This is a genomic window from Sphingomonas sp. Mn802worker, assembly GCF_000382485.1.
Taxonomy (GTDB): Bacteria; Pseudomonadota; Alphaproteobacteria; order Sphingomonadales; family Sphingomonadaceae; genus Sphingomonas.
The window spans coordinates 108,352-133,180 of the sequence record NZ_AORY01000001.1; the positions used below are offsets into that span (position 1 = coordinate 108,352).

A 24,829-nucleotide genomic window follows, 5' to 3' on the forward strand; every position below is an offset into this window, starting at 1 on the left:
GGAAATCTTACAAGTCATTGTTTAAGCGAGACTTTGCATTAACGCCCGCCGTCGTCCCGATCACGAATCGCGGACTTTCCTAGCTTTCCCGAAACGCTGCAAACGCACGCTCATTCCGGTCACTTTATGTTCCCATGCCGATGCGATCGGGCATGAAAAAAGGCTCGTCGGATCACCTCCGACGAGCCTTTAAGATCGCGTAAAGTGTGCGTCAGGCGAGCGCGGACAGACGCTTCGTCAGGCGCGAGAACTTGCGCGACGCGGTGTTCTTATGGAGCACGCCCTTGGCCACGCCACGCGCCAGTTCCGGCTGCACCGCCGCGAGCGCCGTGGTCGCCGCTGCCTTGTCGCCGCTCGCGAGGGCCGCCTCGACCTTCTTCACGAAGGTGCGGATGCGGCTAACGCGGGCGCCGTTGACTTCGGCCCGACGCTCGTTGCGACGGATGCGCTTCTTGGCTTGCGGCGTGTTCGCCATGTAGTTCCTCTGATCTGCTGAAACGTTGACAAAGGGCACGGGAACGGCCCGCCACCCTCTTGAAGGTGCCGCGCATAGCGCCGCACCGCACAAGCGTCAACTCTTGCGACGCGTTGCCCGCGGCCTGCCCTGCTGGCACTTGGGGCACCAGAAGGTCGATCGACCACCTTCCGCATAACGCGCAACCGTGCCGCCGCACCCGCACGCCTCGCCGTCGCGGCCATAGACAGCGAACTGCTTCGAGAAATAGCCGAGTTCGCCGTCGGGCCGCGCGTAATCGCGCAGCGTCGATCCGCCCGCGAGGATCGCGGCATCGAGCACCATACGGATGGCATCAACCAACCGGACGAGATGCGTGACCCCGATGTCCCCCGCCGCGCAGTGCGGATCGATCCGCGCGTCGTACAGCGCTTCGCAGACGTAGATATTGCCCAGTCCCGCCACGACGCGCTGGTCGAGTAGCGCGAGCTTGATCGACGTGCGTTTGCCCGTCAGCGCGGCGCGCAGGTAGTGCGCGTCGAACGTCGGATCGAGTGGCTCCGGTCCAAGTGGCTGGAACGCCGGAAACGCCGCCAGCGTGTCGGTCGCGACCAGATCGACCGATCCGAACCGCCGCGCATCGTTAAGCGCGAGCCGCCGCCCTGCTTCGGTCTCGATCACCAGATGGTCGTGCAGGTGCAACTTGCCCGGATCGACCCGCCAGCGCCCCGACATGCCGAGGTGAAAGACCATCGTGTCGCCGCGATCGGTCCCGATGAGCCCGTATTTGGCGCGGCGATCGAGCGAGACGACGCGCGCACCGGTCAATCGCTGGCGCAGATCGTCGGGAAAGGCGCGGCGCAGATTGGCCCGGCGCGCCTCTACCCTGGCGATCACCTGGTCCTGCAGCACGGGACGCAGGCCGCGCACCGTGGTTTCGACTTCGGGAAGCTCTGGCACAGGGCCGAGCTAGGTTGCGTTTGCCCGACCGGCAAGGCTTGGCTAGAGCGTCGCTGCCTGCCTGTTCGAGGCGGCACACGCGGCGCGGGCCGGTTCCGGCGACCACGGCGATGAACGGATGTGAGAACGTTGAGCGAGCAAGAAACCGTCTCCTTCGGCTACGAAGACGTATCCCCGACCGAGAAGACGCAGCGCGTGCGCGGCGTGTTCTCCAACGTGGCGAGCCGTTACGACCTGATGAACGACGCCATGTCGGGCGGTATGCACCGGCTGTGGAAGGATCGCTTCGTTCGCCGCGTCAAACCGCGTCAGGGGGAGCAGATTCTCGACATGGCGGGGGGCACCGGCGACATCGCGTTCCGCATGGCGCCGTCGGGGGCGGCCATCACGGTCGCGGACATCAACCCGGAAATGCTCGGCGTCGGCATGAAGCGCGCGCAGGAACGCGGGTTGACCGGCCTCGTGTGGACGGAGGCGAATGCGGAGACGCTGACCTTCCCCGACAAGTTCTTCGACGCCTACACGATCGCGTTCGGCATCCGGAACGTGACCGACATTCCGAAGGCGCTGCGTGAGGCGCACCGCGTGCTTCGCCGCGGAGGACGCTTCTTCTGCCTTGAATTCTCCACCACGACGTGGCCGGGCTTTGGAGAGATGTATGACGCTTATTCGCACAAGGTCGTGCCGCAGCTGGGCAAGCTGCTGGCGAACGATCCCGACAGCTATCGCTACCTGATCGAATCGATCCGCCGCTTCCCGGATATGCCGTCGTTCGAGCGGATGATCGGCGAGGCGGGTTTCGTGCGTACGCAGGTCGAGCCGATGCTGGGAGGACTGGTCGCGATCCACAGCGGCTGGAAGATTTGACCTCCGCCATCGTTCACACTTGGCGGCTGCTCAGCTGGGGGCGGACGCTCGCACGACATGGTGCGCTGCGCGGGATCGAGCGGGACCCCAACACGCCTGCGCGGTTGCGCCGGCTGCTGCGCGTCGCCCGGTTCGGCGCGCGCGTGCCCGAACAGCCGCGCTATGCCGACGCGTTCGAGGCACTGGGTCCGGCCGCGATCAAGCTTGGCCAAACGCTCGCCACCCGTCCCGATATCGTCGGCGATGATGCCGCGACCGGTCTGCTGCGGCTACAGGATGCGGTGCCGCCGATCCCGTTCGCGGTCGTGTGCGCGCAGCTGAAGGCAAGCTTCGGCCGCCCGCTCGACGACCTGTTCGCCGAGATTGAGGAGGTCCCGGTCGGCGCTGCCTCGATCGCGCAGGTGCACCGCGCGACCACGACCGACGGACGCCGCGTCGCGGTCAAGGTGCTGCGCCCCAACGTCGAGGAAGATTTCGCGCGCGCGATCGACACCTACGAATGGGCCGCGGCGCAGATCGAGCCGATGGCCGGCGAACTCGCGCGGCTGCAACCGCGTCTGGTGATCGAGACGTTCAAGCGCTGGACCGCGCGCGAGCTCGACCTGCGGCGCGAGGCGGCATCGTCGTCCGAACTTGCCGAGAACATGTCGGCCGAACCCGGCTTCCTCGTGCCCGCGATCGATTGGCAACGCACCACGGGGAAGGTGCTGACCAGCGAGTGGATCGACGGGATCAAGCTGTCGAACCGCGCAGCGCTGGTCGCGGCGGGCTATGACCTGCGCGAACTGGCGCGCGTGCTGATCCACGCATTCCTGCGGCAGGCGATCGCCGACGGCTTCTTCCACGCCGACATGCACCAGGGCAATCTGTTTGCGGTGCCGGGCAATCGCGTCGTCGCGATCGACTTCGGCATCATGGGGCGGATCGACCGGCGCGCGCGCGTCTGGCTGGCGGAGATCCTCTACGGGCTGATCACCGGCAATTACCGCCGGGTCGCCGAAATCCACTTCGAGGCCGGCTATGTGCCCGCGCACCACGATGTCGGTGAGTTCGCGACCGCGCTGCGTGCCGTCGGTGAACCGATGCGCGGGCTGCCGGTCAAGGAAATGTCGATCGGCATGATGCTCGACTCGCTCTTCTCGATCACGCGCGACTTCGACATGATCACGCAGCCGCATCTGTTGTTGCTGCAAAAAACGATGGTGATGGTGGAGGGCGTGGCGACCAGTCTCGATCCCGACATCAACCTGTGGGAAACGGCAGGGCCCTTCGTCGAGGAATGGATTCGCAACGAACTGGGTCCCGAAGCCGCGATCGCCGACCGGCTCGTCGCGGATGTGCGCACGCTGGCGCGGCTGCCCGACCTCGTCCGCCGGATCGAAGCGCGCTATCCGGCCCCCGGCGGTGCTCCACCCGCTCCGCCGCTGCGCGAGATCGAGGTCGTTCGTATCGGAGCCGGATGGCGCTACGTCGCGGTCGCCGCGATCAGTGCGGCAATTGCGGTTGCAGCAACTCTTTTCGGCACCGCGTGGTAGCAGCCGCCGAACGGCGCTGGCTGCGCGTGTCGACTCGGCTGGCCGGCATACGTCGTACGACGGCACGAGTGATGTTGGGCGTGCTTACCCTGCTCGTGATCGGCGCAGCATTGCTGACCGGTCCGGCGCTCGTTCTCGGCGATCAGGACCATGTCTCGACCGTTGCGGCGATGCGCGACGGCAGCAACTATTACGCCCTGATCAGCGGAATCGTGCCGTCGGGTGCGTTCGCCGGCCGGCTTGTTCCGCTGCCGACGCTGGCGGTCGTGCAGAGCGCCGCAGGGATGCTCGGCACGACGATCCTGCTGTGCGCCATTCTCGCATCGATCCTGCTGATCGGCTTCGAACGGCTTGGCGAGCTATTCGTCGACGTGCGCGGACGGGCAATCGGCATGCTGCTGCTGCTTGCCGGTGTGGCAGCAGCGGCGTTTCTCGCCATCATCGAACCACAGGCGGGCTGGAGCGCGCTGCTCGCCGGTTGGTCGCTACTGCTGCGCCGTCGCAGTCGCTGGATCGAGGCAGCGGCGCTCGGCGCGGCGGCAATGACGATCGACCCGGCTGCTCTGGTCGTCGTCATCGTCATGGTATCCATAGCACTGCGCGACCATGAGGCGCGGGAGGCGGTGGCATGGCTGCTCGCTGCGGCGCTCGGCATCGTCACGTTCCTCATCCATCGCTCGGCGTTGTCGCGGCTGGGGATCGGCGAGGTCGGCATCGGTCCGGCTGTTCCCCCGATCGACGTCGTGGCCGCCGCGCTGCTACCCGGCCTGCCGGCGTGGCTCGGCGCAGCGACCTGGATGCTCGCGCTCATCGGCTGGTGCGTGACGCGGAGCGCGCTTGCCGAGCGCGTGGCCGCGATCACCGTCGCTGGCACCCTGCTCGCCTTCGTGCCGGGCATGCCGTCGGCGGCGACGCTGACGATCGCCGTGCTTCCCCTCGGCCTCGTCTTCGCGGTAGACGGTGTCGCATCGCTGATCCGTCAGGCGACCAGCCGGCGGCGGATCACGATCACGCGCGTGGCGCGTTGAACACCGGAAGGACGACAGGTGTGAGCCGGATATTGCTGATCGTCGGCGGCGGCATCGCGGCCTACAAGGCGTGCGAGGTCGTCCGTACCTTGCGCAAGCGCGGTCACTCCGTCCGCTGCGTCATGACGGACGCAGCCGCGCATTTCGTCACGCCGATGACGCTGGCGGCCCTGTCGGAGGACAAGGTCTACACGACGCTGTGGGACCTGAAGGATGAGGCCGAGATGGGCCACATCCAGCTCAGCCGCGAGGCCGACCTTGTCGTGGTCGCGCCTGCCTCCGCCGACCTGATCGCGCGAATGGCGGCTGGGCTTGCCAACGATCTGGCGACAACACTGCTGCTCGCGACCGACAAGCCCGTGCTCGTCGCACCAGCGATGAACGTCCGCATGTGGCATCACGCAGCGACGCAGCGCAACGTCGCGCAGCTTCGCACCGATGGCATCAGCGTCATGGCACCCGATGAAGGCGCGATGGCGTGCGGCGAGTGGGGCGCGGGCCGCCTGCCCGAGCCCGACGCGATCGTCGCCGCGATCGAGGCGACGCTCGCGCCGGCGTCCGATCGGCCTCTCGCCGGCAAGCGCGTGATCGTGACCGCGGGGCCGACGCATGAACCGATCGATCCCGTGCGCTACATCGCGAACCGGTCCTCGGGCAAACAGGGCTTCGCCATCGCGGAGGCGCTGGCGACGTTCGGCGCCGAGGTGCGGCTGATCGCTGGGCCGGTCATGCTTCCAACGCCCGCCGGGGTGACCCGCATCGATGTCGCGACCGCGCGCGAGATGGCGCAGGCGGTCGACGCCGCCCTCCCCGCCGACGCGGCGGTGATGGTCGCCGCGGTCGCCGACTGGCGCGTGGATGCTGCTTCCGGCCACAAGATCAAGAAAGGCACTGCGCAGCCAGCGCTCACCTTGGTCGAGAACCCGGACATCCTTGCAACACTCGGTCACGACGAGCGACGCCCGCGGCTGCTGATCGGCTTCGCTGCCGAGACGGAGAACGTGATCGATCATGCCACCGCCAAGCGGGTGCGCAAGAATGCCGACTGGATCGTCGCTAACGACGTGTCGGGCGATGTCATGGGTGGCGACGCCAACACCGTGCACCTCGTCACTGCCGATGGCGTCGAAAGCTGGACCCGATTGCCGAAGCACGAGGTTGCGCTCCGGCTTGCACGAAGGATTGCCGATGCCCTTTGATCCGATACGCATCGCGGTGCAGCGCCTGCCAAATGGCGTGGGCCTGCCCCTTCCTGCCTATACGACGGCCGGAGCCGCGGGAATGGACGTTGTGGCAGCCGAGGACGTTCTGCTCGATCCCGGCCACCGTGCCGCGGTCGCGACCGGCTTTGCGCTTGCGATCCCAAACGGTTATGAGGTGCAGGTGCGCCCACGGTCCGGCCTTGCTTTCAAACACGGCATCACGTGCCTGAACACGCCGGGCACGATCGACAGCGACTATCGCGGCGAAGTGAAGGTGATCCTCGCCAATCTCGGCCAGGAACCCTTTGCGGTCCACCGTGGCGAACGCATCGCTCAGCTCGTCCCAGCGGCCGTACAACGCGCCGAGCTAGCGCTGGTCGACTCGCTTGACGAGACGGTGCGCGGCGCCGGCGGGTTCGGTTCGACCGGCTGCTGATGTTGCTGGCGCTCGCCTTGCAGGTCGTGGCTACGATCGCTAGCCCGCCGACCGACTGGCGGACGCTGCCGCCGCTGCGCGCACCAACGAGCGAGGCTGCCGAACTCGTGTCCGATTACGTCCGCGATGAAGTGCGTGCCGGCCGCTGCGCCGCGCCGCAGCCGGGCGCATTGTCGATCGACTTGGCGGTCTACGTCGCCGATAACGGACGCGTGCGCCGGATCGTGCCGCGCGCGATCAACTGCCCGACCGTTGAGCAATATGCCTCCGGCGTTGCGCTGCGCAGCCTGCGTGGGCAGGTGGAGCCACCCGAGGTGGTCGGCTGGCACCGGATGACGATTTCCTTCGCGTGGCGGTAACGCTCTCTTCCGACGAGATTGCCCGTTATGCCCGTCACATCATCCTTCCGGAGATTGGCGGGTTTGGCCAATTGCGGCTGAGGCAATCGCATGTCGCGGTCATCGGAGCCGGCGGGATCGGGTCGCCGGCGCTGCAATATCTCGCCGGCGCCGGGTTCGGGCACATCACCGTTATCGACGACGACCACGTCGACGCCTCGAACCTTCACCGGCAGACGCTCTTTTCCGGCGACGAAGTAGGCGCTGCAAAGGCGGAGTGCGCAGTTGCCGCGCTTCACCGCATCAACCCGCACGTAGCAGCCCGCGCCGTGGTCGAGCGGATCGACATGGACAACGCTGCGCGGCTGCTGGAGGGCGCCGATGTGGTCATCGACGGCAGCGACAACTTCCTGACCAGGCTCGCGGTGGCCGACGCCTGCCTCGCGCAGCGCATTCCGCTGGTTTCGTCGGCAGTCAGCCGCTTCGAGGGACAGGTTGCGGTTTTTCGCGGCTGGGAGAGCGACAAGCCATGCTACCGATGCTTCGTCGGCAACGATCCGGCGCGAGACGGGCTTACCTGTGCCGAGGAAGGCGTGCTTGGCCCGGTGACCGGGGTGCTCGGCAGCATGGCTGCGCTGGAGGCGATCCGGGCGGTCGCGCCGTTCGGAGACGACACGGCAGGCACGCTGCTGCTGGTCGACCTGCTCGCGCTGCGGTTCCGGACCTTGCGTCTGCCAAAGGATCCGGGATGCCCCTCATGCAGCGGCGGCGCGAGCAGTCGCGCCGCCTGACGCGTCAACCGAGCAAGTCCTTCGCGAACGCACGCACCGCCGGCCCGATATCGTCGCGTGCCAGCGCCAGCGCGAGGTTGGCTTGGATGAAGCCCTCCTTACCGCCGCAATCGTGCCGTTCGCCATCGAAGGTGAAGCCGTGAAACGGCTGACGGCCGATCAGCTGCGCCATCGCATCGGTCAGCTGGATCTCGCCGCCCGCGCCGGTCTCCTTGGCGTCGAGGATGCGCATCACCTCGGGCTGTAGGATGTAGCGCCCCGGGATCATCAGGTTCGACGGTGAGGCGCCTTTCGCAGGCTTCTCGACCAGCCCGGTCACTTCGGTCAGCCGGCCATCGACCTTACCCGGCGAGATGATGCCGTACTTGCCCGTCTCTTCATCGGCGACCTCGAGCGCGCCGATGACGTTGCCGCCAACCCGGTTGTACGCCTCGACCATCTGCGCGGTGAAATTGGGGCTTCCGACCATCAGCTCGTCGGGCAACAGCACCGCGAACGGCTCGTCGCCGACGATCTCACGCGCACACCACACCGCATGGCCAAGACCCAGCGGTTCCTGCTGGCGGACGTAGACGGGCGAGCCGGGCTGCTGGCGAATGTGTTCGATCAGCGACAGGCTCTTGCCACGCTCGCGCATCGTCGTCTCGAGCTCGTAGGAGATGTCGAAATGATCCTCCAGCGCCGACTTGCCGCGACCGGTGACGAAGATGATCTGCTCGATCCCCGCCTCCAGCGCTTCCTCGACCGCGTACTGGATCAGCGGCTTGTCGACGACGGTCAGCATCTCCTTCGGCATCGCCTTGGTCGCCGGCAGGAAGCGCGTGCCCAGCCCCGCCACGGGGAATACCGCCTTGCGCACCTTCTTGATGGTCATCCGTGTCCCCATCGAAAATCTGATCGGCGGGCTCTAACGACCGCGACCATGTGGGGCAAATCGCATATCTTCCAACAAGTAGGGAACAATGCGCGGGCTTGATGATGGTCGAGTGACCGACTAACTGCCGCCATCAATCATCATGCTTCGCAAACTCCTTCGCAGTGGCCGCAAGTCGGCCGCTAAGCCCTGTCCCATGATCCCGTCCGGTGAGCGCGTCTATGCGATCGGCGATGTGCACGGTTGCGTGGGGCAATTGCAGCAGCTTTTGTCGTTGATCGAGGCCGACAACGCCCAGCGGGGAGCTGCCACCACGACGATCATCCTGCTTGGCGATTTGGTCGATCGCGGACCGGCATCGGCTCAGGTCATCGAGCATCTGATGGCGCTTCATTCCCGCGTGCTCAACGTGCGCTTCCTCACCGGAAACCATGAAGAAGTGTTCCTTCACGCGATCGATGGCGACGAGCAGGCGCTACGCATGTTCTGCCGTATCGGCGGTCGTGAGACGATCATGAGCTATGGCCTGAGCGGACCCGATTACGAACGGCTCGACTACACCGAGCTTGCGGAGCGGTTGCCGAACATCGTGCCCGCGACGCACGTCGCCTTTTTGCGGTCGTTCGAAGACCTGATCACCATCGGCGATTATGCCTTCGTTCACGCCGGGATCAGGCCCACCGTTGCGCTGGCAGAGCAGAAGACCTCGGACCTGCGCTGGATCCGCGGCTCGTTCCTCGATCATGGCGGCGCGTACGAAAAGATGATCGTGCATGGTCACACGATCGTGCCCGATGTCGAGCGGAAGGCCGGCCGCATCGGCATCGACACCGGTGCATATGCTGGCGGACCGCTGACCGCGCTGGCGCTTGAAGGCGAGGAGAGCTGGGTGCTCCAGGCTCACGCCTAGTCGGTTCATACCATGCGCCGGCTAGAAATGTCACATCTCCTGTCGCAGGGGTTGATTTCGACGGATGAGCGCTATATCGGCCAGCTTGAAGCAAAGGGAGTTTCACATGCGTTTTGCTAAGTACATGCTCGCCGCCGCTGCAGCGTCGGTTTCGGTTGCTCCGGCGATGGCCGCTCCGGTGAACCCGGCGAGCAGCCTGTCGGTGTCGCGCGCTGCTTCGCCGTCGGCGAAGAAGAACGAGCTCGCCGGTGGCGGCGTGATCATCGCGATCATCGCGGCTGCTGCCGTGATTGCGGGCATCGTGGTCGTGTCGACCGACGGCGACGACCGTCCCGACAGCAACTAAGTTCAGCGAAAGCTGACAAAAGGTAGCGGCCTTCGGGCCGCTATTTTTTTGCCTGCCGTTTTCCCGCCCCTGCCCGCTTCCGTAAAGCAGGACCTCCGCTTGTGGCGCCGTGCTACTAGCCGAAACAACGCACCCCACCGCACCGCACCGCATCTGCAATGGCGATCGAACATACAGAAAGGGCGAGCTCGACCGTGTCGAACCCGCCCTATTCAATTCAAGCCGATGTCAGGCTCGATCAGCGACCTTGTGGAGGCGCACCCGGCACCACACCGCTCGGCATTCCGCCCTGCTGCTGCATCATCATCTGCTGCATGGCGCGGATCTGTTCCTCGGACATGAAGTCGACGAGTTCGACGTCGAACTGCAGCGTCGAGTTCGCGGGAATGGGCCCCTTGTCCTCGGCACCGTAGGCAAGCTCGGGCTTGATCCAGAAGCGGTACTTCGCGCCCTTGCTCATCAGCTTCAGCCCCTCGGTGAAACCGGGAATCATGCGCGCGACCGGCAGCGCGGTCGGCTGGTCGGCCTTGTCGAAGACAGTGCCGTTCATCAACCGACCTTCGTATCGCACCAGCGCCACATCGGCGTCGGTCGGATGCGGGCCGGTGCCCTGCTTGATGACCTTGTAGCGCAAGCCGGTGGCGGTTGTCTCGATGCCGGTCGATCCCGCCTGCGCCAGTGCAACACCCGCGATCAGCGCGAAGGCGAGACCAAGCCACAGCCACAACACATAAGCGCGCTTGACCGGTGCGATCGGAACGGCGGTGACGGTCGACATGGATCAGAACACCTGCATTTGGCGCGGCCGCACCCGACCGCCATCACCCGTAGAAGTCACAAAAGCCGCACCCACACGCTCGCGCGAGGTGCGACCCCGACGCTTACCGTGCGCCGTCGCGCTCGGCGCGCTTGCGCTCCAGCTTGCGTGCACGACGGACGGCTGCGGCGCGCTCTCGCGCGCGCTTCTCCGACGGCTTCTCGTAGTGACGGCGCAGCTTCATCTCGCGGTACACGCCCTCGCGCTGCAGCTTCTTCTTGAGCGCGCGAAGGGCCTGATCGACGTTGTTGTCGCGAACGATGATCTGCATAAAACCAATGAACTCCGGGAAAACAGCTACAGCGGCGGCAGGCAGGCCTGCGCCGAACGCGCCGCGTCTACCAGCTAGGTGGCGGCTTCGCAAGGCGCGAAGAACACGCAGGTTATTCGACGTGCCGCACCGGCCCGATCGAACGACGATGCGTGAGCGACGGCACGCGCGCCTGCACCTGCGCGATCGCGTCGAGGTCAAGATCGATATAACCGATGCCGGCTCGCTCACCCATGTCGAGCAACACCTCACCCCAGGGATCGACGACGAGCGAGTGGCCGTATGTCTGGCGCCCGTCCGCATGCTCACCGGTCTGCGCCGCGGCGATCACGAAGGCGCCGGCCTCGATCGCCCGCGCGCGCAGCAGCACGTGCCAATGCGCCGCCCCGGTCGGGCGGGTAAACGCGGCAGGCACTGAGAGAACATGCGCACCGGCATCGCTCAGTGCACGGTAAAGATCGGGAAAGCGCAGATCGTAGCAGATCGTAAGCCCAAGCAGACCAAGCGGACTGTCCACCGTGACCGCCTCGTTGCCAGCGGCGTACGTCGCCGATTCCCGCCACGTCTCGCCGGTCGGCAGATCGACGTCGAACAGATGCATCTTGTCATAGCGCGCGCAAACGCTGCCACGTGCATCGATAAGGAAGCCGCGGTTGGCGAGCAGTCCGTCAGCGCGTCGCAGCGCGAGTGAGCCCAGATGTACCCAGATGCCGGCCGATCGCGCCGCTTCACAAACGGTGGCGAGGACCGGGTCGTCCGCCTCGGAATATATATTGCCCGCCGCTCTCGCGCGATCGCGATCGAGCAAGCCCGACATTTCGGGCGTGAACAGCATGACCGCACCTTCCCTGCTCGCTTCCTCGATCGCGGCGACCAGTGCAGCGGCATTCGCGACAGGATCGATCCCGGTGGTGAGTTGTGCGAGCGCGATCTTCATGGCCCTCGTCTGCCACGGATCGTGCACGGTGGCTCGCACTTTCGCTAGCGGCGCGGGTATCGTCAGCGGGTTGGCGTGCCGGTGTGCGTGCGCTTAAAGGGCGGCATGATCGGCACGCCCCTCACCCTCTATAATAGCCTCACGCGCGCGACCGCGCCCTTCGTGCCGATCGATCCCGGCAACGTCCGCGTCTATTCCTGCGGGCCGACCGTCTATCATTACGCCCATGTCGGCAATTTGCGCGCCTACGTGTTCACCGACACGCTGTCGCGCGTGCTGACGTGGAAGGGCTGGCCGCTGACGCACGTCATCAACATCACCGATGTGGGACACCTGACCTCCGACGCCGATGTAGGCGACGACAAGATGGAGGCCGCCGCACGCGCGAGCGGACGCGACATTTGGGAGATTTCGCGCCATTACGCCGACGCGTTCAAACGCAACCTGGCCGACCTCAACATCCGCACACCGACCCGCTTTCCGCTGGCGACCGACCACGTGGCGGAGATGATTGAATGGGGTCAGGCGATCGAGGCGAAGCACTGCTACCTCCTGGATGACGGACTGTATTTCGATGTGACAACGGTGCCGGACTATGGCGCGCTCGCAGGCGCGGCGGACGACGCGGCGGCGGGACGGATTGAGGCGGTGGCAGGCAAGCGCCACCCGCAAGACTTCGCGATCTGGCGCACGACGCCGCCCGGCGAGACACGCCAGATGGAGTGGGACTCGCCCTGGGGGCGCGGCGCTCCGGGCTGGCACCTCGAATGCTCGGTCATGAGCCGCAAATATCTCGGCGCGTCGTTCGACATCCACACTGGCGGGATCGATCACCGCGAGATCCATCACCCGAATGAGATCGCGCAGAACCAAGCCTATTGCGGCTGCGCCGACACGGGTGCGACCTTCTGGATGCACAACAACTTCCTGGTCGATCGCACGGGAAAGATGAGCAAATCCTCCGGCGAGACGCTGACGCTCGATGTGCTCGTCGCGCGCGGATTCCACCCGCTTTCCTACCGCCTGATGTGCCTGCAGGCGCATTACCGGTCGGAGCTTGAGTTCTCCTGGGAGAACCTCGCCGCCGCGCAGGTCCGTTTGAAGCGGCTGGTCCACACGGTTGGCGCGCTGCGTGATCGGTCCATGCCGGGCGGCGCGCCCGTCGCGACCTACGTCGAACAACTCGACGCCGCGGTGTCGGACGACCTGAATACCGCGCGCGCGTTGCCGGTACTCGATGCGATGCTGGCGGACAAAAAGCGGTCGCCGTCCGATCGCCTGGCCACGCTGGTCGAGTTCGACGCCGTGCTCGGGCTCGACCTGCTCGACCTGACGCGGGCGTCGCTCCGGGTTTGCCCGGCCACCGCCTCGATCACCGCCGATGAGGTCGAGGCGCGCTTGGTCGAACGTCGCGAGGCACGCGCCGCCAGGGACTTCCCGCGCTCCGACGCGATCCGTGACGAACTTGCGACCGCGGGTGTCGAGGTGATGGATGGCGATCCGCTCGGGTGGGACTGGAAGGTGACGCTATGAAGGCCGTTCTCCCCGCGATCGCGCGTCCGCTGCTGGAACAGCATCTTCCGGCCGATATCGAGACCGCCTGGTTCACCTCGCCCGACGAGGCGAAAGCGATGATCGCCGATGCGGACATCGCCTGGGTCGACATGCAGCCGACCGAGCATGTCGCCGATGCGATCCGCGCCTCCGGTCCGGCACTCAAATGGGTGTCGACGATCTACGCCGGCCTCGACGCCTTCCCGCTTGATCTGTTGCGATCGCGCGGTGTGACGCTGACCAACGGCGCCGGGATCAACGCGGTCGCGGTCGCCGAATATGCCGTGCTCGGCGTGCTCGCGGCCGCGAAGCGCTTCGACGAAGTGGTTCGCGCGCAGGACCGCTGTGAATGGCCGAAGGACGCGCCGGGCAAGATCGAGCTGGCCGATACGACGGCACTGATCATCGGCATGGGTGCGATCGGCCGCCTGATCGCCGCGCGATTGCAGGCGTTCGGGGTCGCGGTCACGGGCGTCACGCGCTCGGGTCGCGACAATAGCCTCACGCCCGACGCGTGGCGTGCGCGCCTCGGCGAGTTCGACTGGGTCATCCTCGCCGCGCCCTCGACCGACGACACAAGGTCCATGATCGGCGCGGGCGAATTGGACGCGATGAAGCGGACCGCTTGGCTCATCAACATCGCGCGCGGCGACATGATCGACGACGATGCGCTGCTGGTCGCCCTGAACGAACGTCGCATCGGCGGCGCATTCCTTGATCCGACCAACCCCGAACCGTTACCGGCCGATCACCCGCTGTGGCACGCGCCCAATTGCATGATCACCATGCACCTGTCGGGCCGCAGCCAGACCAAGATGTTTCAGCGTGCTGCGGCCTTGTTCCTCGATAACCTCGCCGCGTACCGCGCCGGTGGGGCGATGAAGAACGTGGCCGATCTGGACGCGGGTTATTGAGCTGCGCGCTCGGCGGGGCGCAAACCGGAAACGATATGTCACCTTTCACGATTGCCGCCAGGCATTTTCCTTCCTACGGTCACCCCGCTTTGAACCGGGAGTTTGGAGTTGGAAGCTAGATTGATGTTCGCTTACGGACTGATCGCAACGATCGCGATCGTCGTAAGCATTACGGGGTTCATTTGGTCGCGGAAGCACAAGGCGCGAAAGCGTCGCTTGCGTGGCATCAAATCGTATACGCCGGTGAGTGCACGCACGACCACGCGCTAACAAGCGTGGACCGATCTTCGCACGTGACGGCCACGCTCATGTGCCGAAGCGATCGTCGCAAAGCGACTGCTTGCGCCTGACCAACTTCTAGCACGGCCAACGCTCGCCATCGTTGCGCCAGCGCGAATGCTGCTCAGCAAGCATTCAGCAAGTCACGGCCATCGATGCATCGCCGGGAAAATAGGCGATCGATCATGCGGCGTGGCGCGCAATGGACGTTGTTGTGGATCTTCTGCCTGTGCGGCTGGGCGCTCGCGCTTGCTTACATCATCTATGACGTTCGCGGCGGCGCCTTGGACCTGTTCTGAGCCAGCGATCGAACACCAGCGTGGTCAACTGCAAGGTTTCCTTCGTTGCGCCGAACGCGTAACGAACGCACGGATTATTGCTCTTGTATCATGATGGAATTGACCATGGCCGCGAACTGGGCCCCTGATAGCTGGACCCGTCACGAGGCGCGACAGCTCCCCGTCTATCCGGATGCCGCACGGTTGCGCGACGCGACGGATCGCCTGTCGAACTTCCCGCCGCTCGTCTTTGCTGGCGAGGCGCGCAACCTGACGGCCGACCTCGCGCGGGTCGCGGACGGCAAGGCGTTCCTGCTTCAAGGCGGTGATTGCGCGGAAAGCTTTGCGGAGTTCCACCCCAACAACATCCGCGACACCTTCCGCGTCATCCTGCAGATGGCCGTGGTCATGACCTTTGCCAGCAAGCTGCCGGTCGTGAAGCTCGGCCGCATGGCGGGCCAGTTCGCCAAGCCACGCTCCGCCCCGAACGAGGTCATCGACGGCGTCGAACTGCCGAGCTACCGCGGCGACAACGTCAACGACATCGCCTTCACGTCCGCGTCGCGCGTGCCCGACCCTGAGCGGATGGTGCGCGCCTATGCGCAGTCGGCGGCGACGCTCAACCTCCTGCGCGCCTTTGCGCAGGGCGGCTATGCGAACCTGCACCAGGTGCATCGCTGGACGCACGATTTCATGGGCCGCAGTCCATGGGCGAAGAAATATGCCGAGACGGCCGATCGCATCGGCGAGGCGCTCGACTTCATGGAAGCCTGCGGGATCAGCCCCGATACGGTGCCGCAACTGTCGCAAACGACCTTCTACACTAGCCACGAAGCGTTGCTGCTGCCGTTCGAGCAGGCGATGACGCGACAGGATTCGCTGACCGGCGACTGGTACGACACCTCGGCGCATTTCCTGTGGATAGGCGATCGGACCCGTTTCGAGGGTTCGGCGCACGTCGAATTCCTGCGTGGGATCGGCAATCCGATCGGGATCAAGTGCGGGCCGAGCCTTGAGCCCGACGCGCTTCTACGCATGCTGGACACGCTCAACCCCGCGCGTGCGCCCGGCCGCATGACGCTGATCACGCGCTACGGGCATGACAAGATCGAGGCGCATCTGCCGCGCCTCGTCCGCGCCGTGACGCGCGAGGGACATCCGGTCATCTGGTCGTGCGATCCGATGCACGGAAACGTCGTCAAGGCAGCCAACGGCTACAAGACGCGCCCGTTCGACCGCATCCTGGCCGAGGTTCGCGGCTTCTTCGCGGTGCACCGCGCAGAGGGGACGCATGCAGGGGGCATCCATGCCGAGATGACCGGGCAGAACGTCACCGAATGCACCGGCGGCGCGATCGACGTCACCGAACAGAGCCTCGCCGATCGCTACCACACCCACTGCGATCCGCGCCTGAACGCCGGACAAAGCCTCGAACTGGCGTTTCTTCTCGCTGAAATGCTCAACACCGAAATGGCGGAGCGGCGCAAGGCTGCCTGAGCTTGGCAGCGGAGGTGAGATACCCATCTCCGCTGCCGCAGGGCGAAAAGGATGCTTGACGGAGCGTATGGTCGTTCGTATCAGCGCGCCTCGCACCGCATACGGCCCCTTCGTCTAGCGGTTAGGACGTCGCCCTCTCACGGCGAAAACACGAGTTCGATTCTCGTAGGGGTCACCAGCGATCACATCGCCAGTGCGGCATCTCTACGTCGACATGACTGCCTTGTCGTTGTGGATTGAGCCCTTCGGTCGTTTGGACTAGCGAACGCATCATGAGTGCAACGATCGCCTTGGTCGATGACGATCGCAACATCCTGACCTCGGTTTCGATCGCGCTACAGGCCGAAGGCTTTTTGACGCGCCTCTATCCTGATGGCGAGGCGGCGCTGAAGGCATTGATCGACAATCCGCCCGACCTCGCCATTCTCGACATCAAGATGCCCCGCATGGACGGGCTCGAATTGCTGCGCCGGCTGCGTGAGAAGCAGAAGACGCCGGTCATCTTTCTCACCAGCAAGGACGACGAGCTTGATGAGGCGCTGGGGCTTGCACTCGGCGCGGACGATTACATCGCCAAGCCGTTCAGCCAACGGCTGCTGATTGCCCGCATCCGGGCGATCCTGCGACGTACCGAATTGTCCCGTGCGCATGATCCCGATCAGGCGGACGCAAGCGGGCCGATCGAGCGTGGACGGCTGATCATGGATCCGGCGCGGCACCGCGTGTCGTGGAACGGGACACCGGTCACGTTGACCGTGACCGAGTTCCTGATCCTTGAAACGCTGGCGCAGCGCCCCGGCATCGTGAAGACGCGCAACCAGTTGATGGATGCGGCCTATCAGGACGACATCTACGTCGACGATCGCACGATCGATTCGCATATCAAGCGCGTTCGCCGAAAATTCCGCGAAGTCGATAGCGATTTCGACTCGATTGAGACCTTGTATGGTGCCGGCTACCGCTTCTCGGAAGAGTGATCCCCGCAATCCCGCGACGCGGTGGTCCGATCAGGTATCGTTGACGCCGCGCATCCTCGCGGTGAACGTTTTTGCGCTGCTGCTGCTTGGCGGCGGGTTCTTCTACCTCGACTCGTTTCGGACGCGCATTCTTGACGGCCGTGTCATGCAGGTGCGCCGCGAAGCCGGACTGATGGCGGAAGCACTGGCTGCGGCACCCAAGAAGGCGCGTCCGGCCTTGCTGGCGCGCCTCGCCCATGACACGGACGCGCGGCTTCAATTGCTCGACACCGCCGACGAGGTGCTGCTCGACAGCGAGCAGCTCGGCGGCCCGACCTTTACGCTAATTGATCCGCGAACCGACGGGCTCAGTCAGCGGGCTGCTCGCTGGCTGGATGCCGGCATCGACTTCATCGTCCGCGCGCCCTCCTCACCAACCTACGATCCGGCCCGCTACCGCGTCCCGCCCGACCCCGATATGGCGCGTCGCACCCTGGCGCTGTCCGCAACGGTTTGGCGCGCGCCCGATCGCACGCCGGTGATCACCGCCGCCGCGGCGCTGCCCGATCGGTCGGTGCTCCTGTCGACCATCAACGCGCGCGATATCACCGAACGCGTTCGTGTCGAACGCTATCGCCTCAGCCTTGTTGTCTTGTTCGCGCTCCTCATCTCGGTCGCGTTATCGCTGTTCCTCGCGCGCACCATCGTCGACCCGCTGCGGCGGCTGGCGCGGGCCGCAGTACGCGTTCGCCTGGGTCGCGCACGCGAGGTCGTTGTCCCGAGATTGCCCGATCGGCGTGACGAGATCGGGATGCTCGCCCGCGCCTTGTCGGACATGAGCCTGGCGCTGCGTGCGCGGATCGACGCGACCGAGGCGTTCGCCGCGGATGTGACGCATGAAATGAAAAACCCGCTCGCGTCGTTGCGCAGCGCCGTCGACGTGCTGGCCCGCGTCGACGATCATGACGCGCAGGCGCGATTGCTCGCGATCGTCGCCGACGACGTGCAACGGCTCGACCGGTTGATCAGCGACATCTCGGAGGCCTCGCGCCTCGACGCGCAATTGAGCCGGGCAAAATTCGAGCGGATCGATCTCGTGTCGATGATCGAAGGCCTGCTCGCGCAACGGGCACAGCGCGGGTCGACCCGCGGTATCCGCCTCCACCTCGATCTTATGCCCGATGCGCATGCGCCCGTGATGGCCGAAGGCGGACGGCTCGAACGGGTGTTCGACAACCTCCTCGACAATGCCCTGTCCTTCTCGCCCGATCGCGGCATTGTATCGACGGCGATCCGCCGGGTCGGCGGGGAAATCGAGGTGCGAGTCGAGGATGAGGGCCCAGGGGTCCCCGAGGAAGCGCGTGAAGCGATCTTCCGCCGCTTCCACTCGGTCCGTCCGAGCGAGGAGGCGTTTGGCAAGCACTCGGGCTTGGGGCTCGCGATCGCACGCACGATCGTTGAAGGACATCAGGGAAGCATCGCGGTGGAGAGCCGCGAAGATCGGCTGAGCGGCGCGCGCTTCGTGGTGCGACTGCCCGTCGCGGATGAGGAAGCGGCGTGAGCGAACGTGGATCGACCGCGTGCGTTCACGCAACGGTCGTAATGATCGATGGTCGAGGTGTCATGCTGGTCGGCCCGTCCGGCGCGGGGAAGTCAGACCTCGCGCTACGCCTGATCGATCGTGGCGCGGTGCTGGTCAGCGATGATTATACCGATCTATCGAGTGCGTCCGGCACCCTGACCGCCTCTCCGCCAGCGAACATTGCCGGGCGGATAGAGATTCGCGGGCTTGGCATCGTCGAACAGGCGTTTGCCGCCTCCACCACGATCGAAATGGTGGTAAGCCTCGACCATGAGGTCGATCGCATGCCAGAGCCGCAATGGCGCACTATCGCAGGGGTACGAGTGCGCGAGATCGTGATCGACCCGCATAGGCATTCCGCACCGATCAAGGTCGAACACGCGCTTCGCCGCATCCGCGAGGGTCACGACCTGTGACGATGCAGGTCCTGCTGGTCGTCGGCATGTCCGGCGCGGGCAAGTCGACGGTCCTCAAGACGCTGGAGGACATCGGCTGGGAGACGGTCGACAATCTGCCGCTGACGTTGCTGATGCGCTTTCTACACGGCACGCAGCCGGAGGCTGGCGGAGAAAACCGGCCGCTCGCGCTCGGCTTCGGAACGCGCACCCGCGACTTCGATCCTGATGCGTTCATCACGCAGGTGGCGGCGCTGCGCGAGCGCGCCGATCTCGATATTGGACTGCTGTTCCTTGATTGTTCGAGTGACGAGCTCGCCCGGCGCTATGCAGAGACACGACGGCGGCATCCGATGGCGGAGGATCGACCGGTCCGCGACGGCATCATCGCGGAGCGCGGGCTGCTCGCACCGCTGCGCCGCTGGGCAAACCGGCTGATCGACACCAGCGATCTGAAGGCGAACGCATTGGCGCAACAGGTGCGTTCGCTCTTCGGCCGCCGGGCGGAAGCGGCGACGACATTGACGATCGAGTCGTTCGGCTTCTCGCGCGGAGTGCCGCATGCGGCCGATCTGATGTTCGACATGCGCTTCCTGCGCAATCCGCATTGGGAGCCGAGCCTTCGTCCCCGAACGGGACGCGACCCGGCAGTCGCGGCCTATATCGCCGACGATCCGGCCTATGAGGAGGCGGTCAGCCGGATCGAGGACCTGCTGCTGCTGCTGCTCCCGCGCTACCGGGCGGAGGGAAAGCCCTATGTTACCGTCGCGTTCGGGTGTACCGGGGGCAAACATCGATCGGTGCATGTGACGGAGCGAGTGGCAGCGCGGTTGCGCGACGCCGGCTTTTCGCCCACCATCCTGCACCGCGATCTGGCGGTGGCACCGCAGGACACGCTTGAGGGGCGACCGCAGGGTCAATGAACGGTAAGTCAATGCAGATCATCGGGCTGGTGCTCGTGACCCATGGCCGCCTGGCCGATGAATTCGTTACCGCGATGGAGCACGTGGTCGGCCCGCAACGGCAGATCCAAACCGTCGCGATCGGCCCCGACGACGACATGGAAGCGCGGCGCGCCGACATCGCGCAGGCGATCGCCGAGGTCGACGGCGGACGCGGCGTCATCGTCCTGACCGATCTGTTCGGCGGCACGCCGTCCAATCTCGCGATATCGTTGATGGAGCGTGGCCGGATCGAAGTGATCGCGGGCATCAACCTGCCGATGCTGATCCGGCTCGAGTCGGCACGTAAGGCGATGTCGGTCGTCGCCGCCGTTGCCGCCGCGCGCGAAGCCGGTCGCAAGTACATCTCGGTCGCCTCCGAAGTGCTCGGCGAGGCAGCGGCATGAGCGCCTCGCGCACGGTCGAGATCACCAATCGGCGGGGACTCCACGCGCGGGCCAGCGCGAAGTTCGTGACGCTCGCTGCCGGGCAGCCGACCAGCGTCGAGGTGACGCGTGGCGGATCGACCGTGACCGGGACGTCGATCATGGGATTGATGATGCTTGGCGCAGCAAAGGGCGACACGATCACGATCAGCGCCGACGGCGCGGATGCCGAAACCGTGGTGGCGACGATGTGTGCGCTCGTGGAGGACAAGTTCGGCGAGGAGTGATCCCGCCGAATGCCCTGACGATGCCCCGTACGATCACCGCCTACTCCAACCCCCTAATCAAGCAGGTCCGCGACCTGCGCGACAAGCGTCATCGCCGCGAACAGGGCCTGTTCCTGGCGGAGGGGTTGCGCATCCTTACCGAGGCGCGTGAGACCGGCCGTGTTCCACGCTACCTGTTCTTTGCCGCTGCGTCTGCCGGTCACCCGCTTGTTCGCGCATTGATCGCTGCGGTCGAGGCCGCGAACGGCGAGGCGATCGAGACGACGCCAGACATCCTGTCCAAATTGTCGGGCAAAGACAATCCGCAGGCGGTCGTTGGCGTCTTTGCCGCCTTCGAGACAGCATTGGACGATCTCGATCGCGCCGCCGCGCCGATCTGGCTGGTGGCGGAACGGCTGCGCGATCCGGGCAACCTCGGCACGATCCTGCGCACCGGCGATGCGGTGGGTGCAGGCGGGTTGATCCTGATCGGCGAATGCGTCGACCCGTTCTCAGTCGAGGCGGTGCGCGCCAGCATGGGCGCGCTGTTCACGGTGCCGATCGTACGTACCGAGTGGACGCCGTTCATCAAGTGGCTACGTGACGGCGCCGGACAGCTGGTCGGCCTCAGTCTCCAGACCGAGCACGATTACCGCAGCGCAAACTATGCCGCACCCACGTTCTTGCTAACCGGCAACGAGGCGCAAGGATTGCCGGACGAGTTCGAAGCCGCGTGCGACCTGCTGGTCAAGCTGCCGATGCTGGGCAAGGCCGACAGCCTGAACGCGGCGGTCGCCACCGCGGTAATGGCGTATGAGGTGCTCGCGCGTCATCGCTGAACCGCACCGCAGCGACGGCAACGAAGCGGCCGCCTGGCAGTTTGCATCCGCGTGACCACCAGCTTTCCCACATTCCTTCGCCTTCCCGCCGCCACACTCGACGACCTGCCCGACACCCCTCTCGTGGTGCTGGGAGCGGCGGAGGCGACGCCGTACGATCCGGCACGACGCAGCCACTCGGCCGATGCTCCCAGCGTGATCCGAGCGGCGTCGCAGCAATTCGCGGGTCAGGTGTTCCAGCACGATTTCGATCTCGGCGCGACGTTGCTGGCGAAGGATGAACGCCGCTCGACGATCGGTGTCGATGTCGGTGACGTTATAACCAAGGTGCAGGACGCCGCAGGCAATCGTCACCGCATCGCCGCGGCGGTTGAGCAGGTACTTGCCGCCGGCGCACTGCCGATCGTGCTTGGCGGCGACGATTCGGTGCCGATCCCGGTTATCGCCGCCTATGACAGCTTCGGGCCGGTAACCGTCGTGCAGATCGATGCGCATGTCGACTGGGGCGACACGATCCAGGGCGAGGATAACGGCTATGGCTCGCCGATGCGACGGGTGTCAGAGATGCCGTGGGTGACCGGCATGGTGCAGGTCGGTATCCGCGGCCTTGGCAGCGGTGAGGCGTGGCAGCACGACGACGCACGCGAGTTCGGCGACCAGATCGTCACCGCGCGCGAGTGGCACCGTCGCGGCGTTGACGGGGTGCTGGCGGAGCGGCCGGCAGGCGAGCGCTACGTCATCTCGATCGACTGCGACGGGATCGATCCGGCCGTGTTTCCGGCCGTGGCGATGCCGACGCCGGGCGGGCTCACTTACGAAGACTGCCTCGACCTGCTCCACGGACTCGCCGCGCGCGGCACGATCGTGGGCCTGATCCTCGCCGAATACGTCCCCGACCGCGACGATCCGCACCGCTTGTGTGCGCAGATCGCGGCGCGGCTGGTGACGGTCGCGCTGGGTCTGATGCGGCGCTGACGCTTACTGGGCCGCGGAGTCGTAGCTGAGCTTGGTAAGCGGGCGCACCGCCTGCTCGCCGACGGGCAGCGTCTCGATCGACTTGGTGCCGGTGTCGATGTTGAGCGCCTCGAACCGCCGCGCGCTGGTCAGCACTTGGCTCTCCAGACTGCCGACGAACGAATTATACGCACCCATCGCGGTGTCGAGGTTCTTGCCCAGCTTGGCGACGTGCCCGCCCATCACCGCCAGGCGGCTGTAGAGCTCCTTGCCAAGTGTCGCGATCTCCTGCGCCTGCGCAGCCAGCTTTTCCTGTCGCCACACCGCCGACACGGTGCGCGCGATCGCGATCAGGTTGGTCGGTGTCGCCAGCAACACCTTGCGGTCGAAGGCATCGTCCCAAAGCTTCGGATCATGCTCGAGCGCTGCTCCCAGGAAATGCTCGCCGGGCACGAACATGATGACATAGTCGGGCGCGTCGTCGAACTGGCTCCAATAGGCCTTGTTGCCGAGCGACGTGATGTGGTTGCGCATCGACAAAGCGTGCGCGGCCAGGCCGAGCTGACGCTCGTTCTCGTCGACCGCGCCGAACGCGTCCTGGTACGCGTTCAGTGACACCTTGGCGTCGATGATCAGCGATTTGCCGCCGGGAATGCGGACGATCGCATCGGGGCGCAGCCGCGCGCCATCGTCGAGTACGACGCTCACTTCCATTTGGAAGTCGGTGTGTTCGGCCAGGCCACACGACTCGAGCACGTTGCGCAATTGCTGCTCACCCCAGCGCCCGCGCGCCTTGGGCGCATTACGCAACGCGTTGACGAGTTTCGCCGCCTCACCCGAGACGCGCTCCTGCCCCACGCGCATCGCCTCGATCTGGCCATGCAAGTGACCGAAGGCATCACGACGCTCGGCCTCGATCCGCTGAACTCCTTCCTCGTAGCGCAGCAGACGATCGTTGACGGGTTGCAGCAGCGCCCTGATCCCCTGACCCGTAGCTTCCTCGCTCTGGCGCAGCCGCGCCTCGGCGCGTTCGAGAAACTGCTTCTGCGCGTCCCCCAGCGCCGATTGTGCGACTTCCTTGAAGCGCAGGCTCATCTCGTCGGCGGCGAGTTTCAGATCGGCAATCCGCTGCTCCGCGGCGCGCCCTTCCGCCTCCAGCCGCGACACGTGGAGCCGCGCGGCCTCGCGCTCGTCGCGGGCAAGCGACAGGTCGTGGCGCAATTGCTCGGCGGCGCGTGCGCGCTCCTCGGCGCCTGCCAGATCGGCGATCGCGCGGCGGAACTGCTCGGCCTGCGCGTCGCGCTCGGCGCGGGCGGCATCGCGCTCGGTACGGACCTGATCGCGCTCCGCCATCGCGCCGCTCGTCCCCTGCCGCGACAGGAACCAGCCGAGCGCCACGCCGACGACCAGAGCAACGAGGGCGATCAGCAGTATCTCGGCCATGCGGCACTCCGGTGGAAAGTCACAAAGGTCACAGCACTACGCAGGTGCGCACACGGGCGTATGCGCGCGAACGCGCGCGAACGCGCGCGAACGCGCCGCGCGAGGGGGAACATAGATCGAACGTTTGTCGTAGGAAAGCGCGAATGTACCGGCGGGTTCTGCCACCGACTCGCGGTGGCGCTCAGCCGTTGCGGCGCATCTTTTCCAGCTTCTTCATCAACATGCCGCGCTTCAATCGCGAGATATGGTCGGTGAACAGCACGCCGTTCAGGTGATCGATCTCATGCTGCATGCACGTCGCCATCAACCCCTCGAACTCCTGCTCGCGCGGCTGTCCGTCGGTGTCGAGCCAGCGAACTTGGCAACGCGCGGGGCGGGTCACCTCGGCATATTGCTCTGGGATCGAGAGGCAACCCTCGTTGTAGGTCGAGGTTTCCTGGCTGACCGACACCAGCTCGGGATTGATGAAGGCATGCGGGTTGCGCGTGCCGCCGGCGTCGGCCTCTGCAGCATCCTGAGCCGCCTCGCCCTCACCCTCGGGTCGCTCCTGTAGATCGATCACGACGATCCGCTGCAGGATACCGACTTGGCTTGCGGCCAGACCGATGCCACGCGCGTCGTACATCGTGTCGAACATGTCGGCGACGATGCCGCGAACCTCGTCGGTTACTTGGCCAACGGGCTCGCAGACTTTGCGCAACACGGGATCAGGAACTTCGACGATCGGGAGAATGGCCATGGCAAGCGCAGCTAGGTCCCGCCGCGGAATGCGTCAAGCA

The 24,829-nt window shown here is 65.7% G+C and carries 28 protein-coding genes and 1 tRNA gene; 21 read left to right on the forward strand and 8 right to left on the reverse strand.

The features are described from left to right. Nucleotides 1-211: 211 nt before the first annotated feature. Nucleotides 212-475, reverse strand: coding sequence for a 30S ribosomal protein S20 (gene rpsT, locus SMN802W_RS0100530; RefSeq protein ID WP_019514925.1), 264 nt, complete (start codon nucleotides 473-475; stop codon nucleotides 212-214). Between the two features lie 96 nt (nucleotides 476-571). Next, nucleotides 572-1,414 carry a bifunctional DNA-formamidopyrimidine glycosylase/DNA-(apurinic or apyrimidinic site) lyase gene (gene mutM, locus SMN802W_RS0100535; RefSeq protein WP_019514926.1) on the reverse strand — a complete coding sequence of 281 codons (843 nt, stop codon included), beginning with the start codon at nucleotides 1,412-1,414 and terminating at the stop codon, nucleotides 572-574. A 129-nt stretch (nucleotides 1,415-1,543) separates the two neighbouring features. Between mutM and SMN802W_RS0100540 the strand changes: the two genes are divergently transcribed. The 7 genes from SMN802W_RS0100540 to SMN802W_RS0100570 all read left to right on the forward strand — a co-directional run bounded on the left by SMN802W_RS0100540 (nucleotide 1,544) and on the right by SMN802W_RS0100570 (nucleotide 7,611). After that, a complete protein-coding gene (locus SMN802W_RS0100540; RefSeq protein ID WP_019514927.1) occupies nucleotides 1,544-2,281 on the forward strand; it encodes a class I SAM-dependent methyltransferase in 738 nt (245 codons plus the stop codon). Then, entirely contained in the window at nucleotides 2,278-3,816 is a 1,539-nt protein-coding gene (gene ubiB, locus SMN802W_RS0100545) for a 2-polyprenylphenol 6-hydroxylase (RefSeq protein WP_019514928.1), read from the forward strand. Before SMN802W_RS0100540 ends, ubiB begins: the two co-directional genes overlap by 4 nt. An 80-nt stretch (nucleotides 3,817-3,896) precedes the next feature. Beyond that, nucleotides 3,897-4,844, forward strand: a complete 948-nt coding sequence (locus SMN802W_RS18665) for a hypothetical protein (protein ID WP_026325591.1) — start codon at nucleotides 3,897-3,899, stop codon at nucleotides 4,842-4,844. Between the two features lie 20 nt (nucleotides 4,845-4,864). After that, entirely contained in the window at nucleotides 4,865-6,043 is a 1,179-nt protein-coding gene (gene coaBC / locus SMN802W_RS0100555; protein WP_026325592.1) for a bifunctional phosphopantothenoylcysteine decarboxylase/phosphopantothenate--cysteine ligase CoaBC, read from the forward strand. Continuing rightward, a complete protein-coding gene (gene dut, locus SMN802W_RS0100560) occupies nucleotides 6,033-6,482 on the forward strand; it encodes a dUTP diphosphatase (RefSeq protein ID WP_019514931.1) in 450 nt (149 codons plus the stop codon). The genes coaBC and dut overlap by 11 nt, the downstream gene beginning before the upstream one ends. Continuing rightward, on the forward strand, nucleotides 6,482-6,841 hold the full coding sequence (locus SMN802W_RS0100565) for a hypothetical protein (protein WP_019514932.1): 360 nt from the start codon (nucleotides 6,482-6,484) through the stop codon (nucleotides 6,839-6,841). The genes dut and SMN802W_RS0100565 overlap by 1 nt, the downstream gene beginning before the upstream one ends. Further along, nucleotides 6,832-7,611, forward strand: a complete 780-nt coding sequence (locus SMN802W_RS0100570; RefSeq protein ID WP_019514933.1) for a HesA/MoeB/ThiF family protein — start codon at nucleotides 6,832-6,834, stop codon at nucleotides 7,609-7,611. Before SMN802W_RS0100565 ends, SMN802W_RS0100570 begins: the two co-directional genes overlap by 10 nt. A gap of 4 nt (nucleotides 7,612-7,615) precedes the next feature. Here SMN802W_RS0100570 and galU read toward each other — a convergent pair whose 3' ends face one another. Continuing rightward, complete coding sequence (gene galU / locus SMN802W_RS0100575; RefSeq protein WP_019514934.1) at nucleotides 7,616-8,485, reverse strand: UTP--glucose-1-phosphate uridylyltransferase GalU; 870 nt, start codon at nucleotides 8,483-8,485, stop codon at nucleotides 7,616-7,618. A gap of 196 nt (nucleotides 8,486-8,681) precedes the next feature. On the opposite strand from galU, the gene SMN802W_RS0100580 reads away from it, so the two are divergent. Together SMN802W_RS0100580 and SMN802W_RS0100585 are read left to right on the forward strand one after the other, a co-directional pair. Next, the gene (locus SMN802W_RS0100580; RefSeq protein ID WP_019514935.1) at nucleotides 8,682-9,395 is read left to right on the forward strand and encodes a metallophosphoesterase; all 714 of its coding nucleotides are present in this window, start codon (nucleotides 8,682-8,684) and stop codon (nucleotides 9,393-9,395) included. Between the two features lie 106 nt (nucleotides 9,396-9,501). Further along, nucleotides 9,502-9,741: a hypothetical protein gene (locus SMN802W_RS0100585; RefSeq protein WP_026325595.1), complete on the forward strand. Its 240-nt coding sequence runs from the start codon at nucleotides 9,502-9,504 to the stop codon at nucleotides 9,739-9,741. A gap of 238 nt (nucleotides 9,742-9,979) precedes the next feature. On the opposite strand, the gene SMN802W_RS0100590 is transcribed toward SMN802W_RS0100585, so the two are convergent. From SMN802W_RS0100590 to SMN802W_RS0100600, 3 genes are all read right to left on the reverse strand, one after another. Next, nucleotides 9,980-10,519 carry an FKBP-type peptidyl-prolyl cis-trans isomerase gene (locus SMN802W_RS0100590; protein ID WP_019514937.1) on the reverse strand — a complete coding sequence of 180 codons (540 nt, stop codon included), beginning with the start codon at nucleotides 10,517-10,519 and terminating at the stop codon, nucleotides 9,980-9,982. Between the two features lie 103 nt (nucleotides 10,520-10,622). Next, a complete protein-coding gene (gene rpsU / locus SMN802W_RS0100595) occupies nucleotides 10,623-10,829 on the reverse strand; it encodes a 30S ribosomal protein S21 (RefSeq protein WP_007404630.1) in 207 nt (68 codons plus the stop codon). A gap of 112 nt (nucleotides 10,830-10,941) precedes the next feature. After that, nucleotides 10,942-11,766, reverse strand: coding sequence for a carbon-nitrogen hydrolase family protein (locus SMN802W_RS0100600; protein ID WP_019514938.1), 825 nt, complete (start codon nucleotides 11,764-11,766; stop codon nucleotides 10,942-10,944). A 105-nt stretch (nucleotides 11,767-11,871) separates the two neighbouring features. On the opposite strand from SMN802W_RS0100600, the gene cysS reads away from it, so the two are divergent. The 12 genes from cysS to SMN802W_RS0100670 all read left to right on the forward strand — a co-directional run bounded on the left by cysS (nucleotide 11,872) and on the right by SMN802W_RS0100670 (nucleotide 22,628). After that, nucleotides 11,872-13,299: a cysteine--tRNA ligase gene (gene cysS / locus SMN802W_RS0100605; protein WP_019514939.1), complete on the forward strand. Its 1,428-nt coding sequence runs from the start codon at nucleotides 11,872-11,874 to the stop codon at nucleotides 13,297-13,299. Next, nucleotides 13,296-14,234, forward strand: a complete 939-nt coding sequence (locus tag SMN802W_RS0100610; protein ID WP_019514940.1) for a D-2-hydroxyacid dehydrogenase — start codon at nucleotides 13,296-13,298, stop codon at nucleotides 14,232-14,234. Before cysS ends, SMN802W_RS0100610 begins: the two co-directional genes overlap by 4 nt. A 683-nt stretch (nucleotides 14,235-14,917) precedes the next feature. Continuing rightward, a complete protein-coding gene (locus SMN802W_RS0100625; RefSeq protein WP_026325596.1) occupies nucleotides 14,918-16,288 on the forward strand; it encodes a class II 3-deoxy-7-phosphoheptulonate synthase in 1,371 nt (456 codons plus the stop codon). Nucleotides 16,289-16,391: 103 nt separating this feature from the next. Then, nucleotides 16,392-16,466, forward strand: a tRNA-Glu gene (locus SMN802W_RS0100630). Nucleotides 16,467-16,560: 94 nt separating this feature from the next. After that, complete coding sequence (locus SMN802W_RS0100635; protein ID WP_019514944.1) at nucleotides 16,561-17,265, forward strand: response regulator transcription factor; 705 nt, start codon at nucleotides 16,561-16,563, stop codon at nucleotides 17,263-17,265. Further along, a complete protein-coding gene (locus SMN802W_RS0100640) occupies nucleotides 17,234-18,805 on the forward strand; it encodes an ATP-binding protein (RefSeq protein ID WP_026325597.1) in 1,572 nt (523 codons plus the stop codon). The genes SMN802W_RS0100635 and SMN802W_RS0100640 overlap by 32 nt, the downstream gene beginning before the upstream one ends. Then, a complete protein-coding gene (locus tag SMN802W_RS0100645) occupies nucleotides 18,802-19,242 on the forward strand; it encodes an HPr kinase/phosphorylase (RefSeq protein ID WP_026325598.1) in 441 nt (146 codons plus the stop codon). The genes SMN802W_RS0100640 and SMN802W_RS0100645 overlap by 4 nt, the downstream gene beginning before the upstream one ends. Before the next feature lie 2 nt (nucleotides 19,243-19,244). After that, a complete protein-coding gene (gene rapZ / locus SMN802W_RS0100650; RefSeq protein WP_037522766.1) occupies nucleotides 19,245-20,144 on the forward strand; it encodes an RNase adapter RapZ in 900 nt (299 codons plus the stop codon). 17 nt (nucleotides 20,145-20,161) lie between these two features. Continuing rightward, nucleotides 20,162-20,569, forward strand: coding sequence for a PTS sugar transporter subunit IIA (locus tag SMN802W_RS0100655; RefSeq protein ID WP_026325599.1), 408 nt, complete (start codon nucleotides 20,162-20,164; stop codon nucleotides 20,567-20,569). Then, nucleotides 20,566-20,835: an HPr family phosphocarrier protein gene (locus SMN802W_RS0100660; RefSeq protein WP_019514949.1), complete on the forward strand. Its 270-nt coding sequence runs from the start codon at nucleotides 20,566-20,568 to the stop codon at nucleotides 20,833-20,835. The genes SMN802W_RS0100655 and SMN802W_RS0100660 overlap by 4 nt, the downstream gene beginning before the upstream one ends. A gap of 20 nt (nucleotides 20,836-20,855) precedes the next feature. Beyond that, nucleotides 20,856-21,653, forward strand: a complete 798-nt coding sequence (locus SMN802W_RS0100665; RefSeq protein WP_026325600.1) for a TrmH family RNA methyltransferase — start codon at nucleotides 20,856-20,858, stop codon at nucleotides 21,651-21,653. 51 nt (nucleotides 21,654-21,704) lie between these two features. Further along, nucleotides 21,705-22,628, forward strand: a complete 924-nt coding sequence (locus SMN802W_RS0100670) for an arginase family protein (protein WP_019514951.1) — start codon at nucleotides 21,705-21,707, stop codon at nucleotides 22,626-22,628. A 3-nt stretch (nucleotides 22,629-22,631) separates the two neighbouring features. On the opposite strand, the gene rmuC is transcribed toward SMN802W_RS0100670, so the two are convergent. Both rmuC and def read right to left on the reverse strand, forming a co-directional pair. Further along, nucleotides 22,632-24,050, reverse strand: a complete 1,419-nt coding sequence (rmuC, locus tag SMN802W_RS0100675; protein ID WP_019514952.1) for a DNA recombination protein RmuC — start codon at nucleotides 24,048-24,050, stop codon at nucleotides 22,632-22,634. Between the two features lie 181 nt (nucleotides 24,051-24,231). Next, nucleotides 24,232-24,789 carry a peptide deformylase gene (gene def / locus SMN802W_RS0100680; RefSeq protein WP_019514953.1) on the reverse strand — a complete coding sequence of 186 codons (558 nt, stop codon included), beginning with the start codon at nucleotides 24,787-24,789 and terminating at the stop codon, nucleotides 24,232-24,234. Between the last annotated feature and the right edge of the window lie 40 nt (nucleotides 24,790-24,829).

Excerpts from the sequence above, each read along its gene's own strand:
- galU (WP_019514934.1), bottom strand. The coding sequence starts at position 8,485 with ATGACCATCAAGAAGGTGCGCAAGGCGGTATTCCCCGTGGCGGGGCTG.
- rpsU (WP_007404630.1), bottom strand. The coding sequence starts at position 10,829 with ATGCAGATCATCGTTCGCGACAACAACGTCGATCAGGCCCTTCGCGCG.
- cysS (WP_019514939.1), top strand. The coding sequence starts at position 11,872 with ATGATCGGCACGCCCCTCACCCTCTATAATAGCCTCACGCGCGCGACC.
- SMN802W_RS0100590 (WP_019514937.1), bottom strand. The coding sequence starts at position 10,519 with ATGTCGACCGTCACCGCCGTTCCGATCGCACCGGTCAAGCGCGCTTAT.
- SMN802W_RS0100610 (WP_019514940.1), top strand. The coding sequence starts at position 13,296 with ATGAAGGCCGTTCTCCCCGCGATCGCGCGTCCGCTGCTGGAACAGCAT.
- SMN802W_RS0100635 (WP_019514944.1), top strand. The coding sequence starts at position 16,561 with ATGAGTGCAACGATCGCCTTGGTCGATGACGATCGCAACATCCTGACC.
- SMN802W_RS0100600 (WP_019514938.1), bottom strand. The coding sequence starts at position 11,766 with ATGAAGATCGCGCTCGCACAACTCACCACCGGGATCGATCCTGTCGCG.
- SMN802W_RS0100580 (WP_019514935.1), top strand. The coding sequence starts at position 8,682 with ATGATCCCGTCCGGTGAGCGCGTCTATGCGATCGGCGATGTGCACGGT.
- SMN802W_RS0100585 (WP_026325595.1), top strand. The coding sequence starts at position 9,502 with ATGCGTTTTGCTAAGTACATGCTCGCCGCCGCTGCAGCGTCGGTTTCG.
- SMN802W_RS0100665 (WP_026325600.1), top strand. The coding sequence starts at position 20,856 with ATGCCCCGTACGATCACCGCCTACTCCAACCCCCTAATCAAGCAGGTC.
- rapZ (WP_037522766.1), top strand. The coding sequence starts at position 19,245 with ATGCAGGTCCTGCTGGTCGTCGGCATGTCCGGCGCGGGCAAGTCGACG.
- SMN802W_RS0100565 (WP_019514932.1), top strand. The coding sequence starts at position 6,482 with ATGTTGCTGGCGCTCGCCTTGCAGGTCGTGGCTACGATCGCTAGCCCG.
- dut (WP_019514931.1), top strand. The coding sequence starts at position 6,033 with ATGCCCTTTGATCCGATACGCATCGCGGTGCAGCGCCTGCCAAATGGC.
- rpsT (WP_019514925.1), bottom strand. The coding sequence starts at position 475 with ATGGCGAACACGCCGCAAGCCAAGAAGCGCATCCGTCGCAACGAGCGT.
- SMN802W_RS0100660 (WP_019514949.1), top strand. The coding sequence starts at position 20,566 with ATGAGCGCCTCGCGCACGGTCGAGATCACCAATCGGCGGGGACTCCAC.
- SMN802W_RS0100625 (WP_026325596.1), top strand. The coding sequence starts at position 14,918 with ATGGCCGCGAACTGGGCCCCTGATAGCTGGACCCGTCACGAGGCGCGA.
- def (WP_019514953.1), bottom strand. The coding sequence starts at position 24,789 with ATGGCCATTCTCCCGATCGTCGAAGTTCCTGATCCCGTGTTGCGCAAA.
- rmuC (WP_019514952.1), bottom strand. The coding sequence starts at position 24,050 with ATGGCCGAGATACTGCTGATCGCCCTCGTTGCTCTGGTCGTCGGCGTG.
- SMN802W_RS0100640 (WP_026325597.1), top strand. The coding sequence starts at position 17,234 with ATGGTGCCGGCTACCGCTTCTCGGAAGAGTGATCCCCGCAATCCCGCG.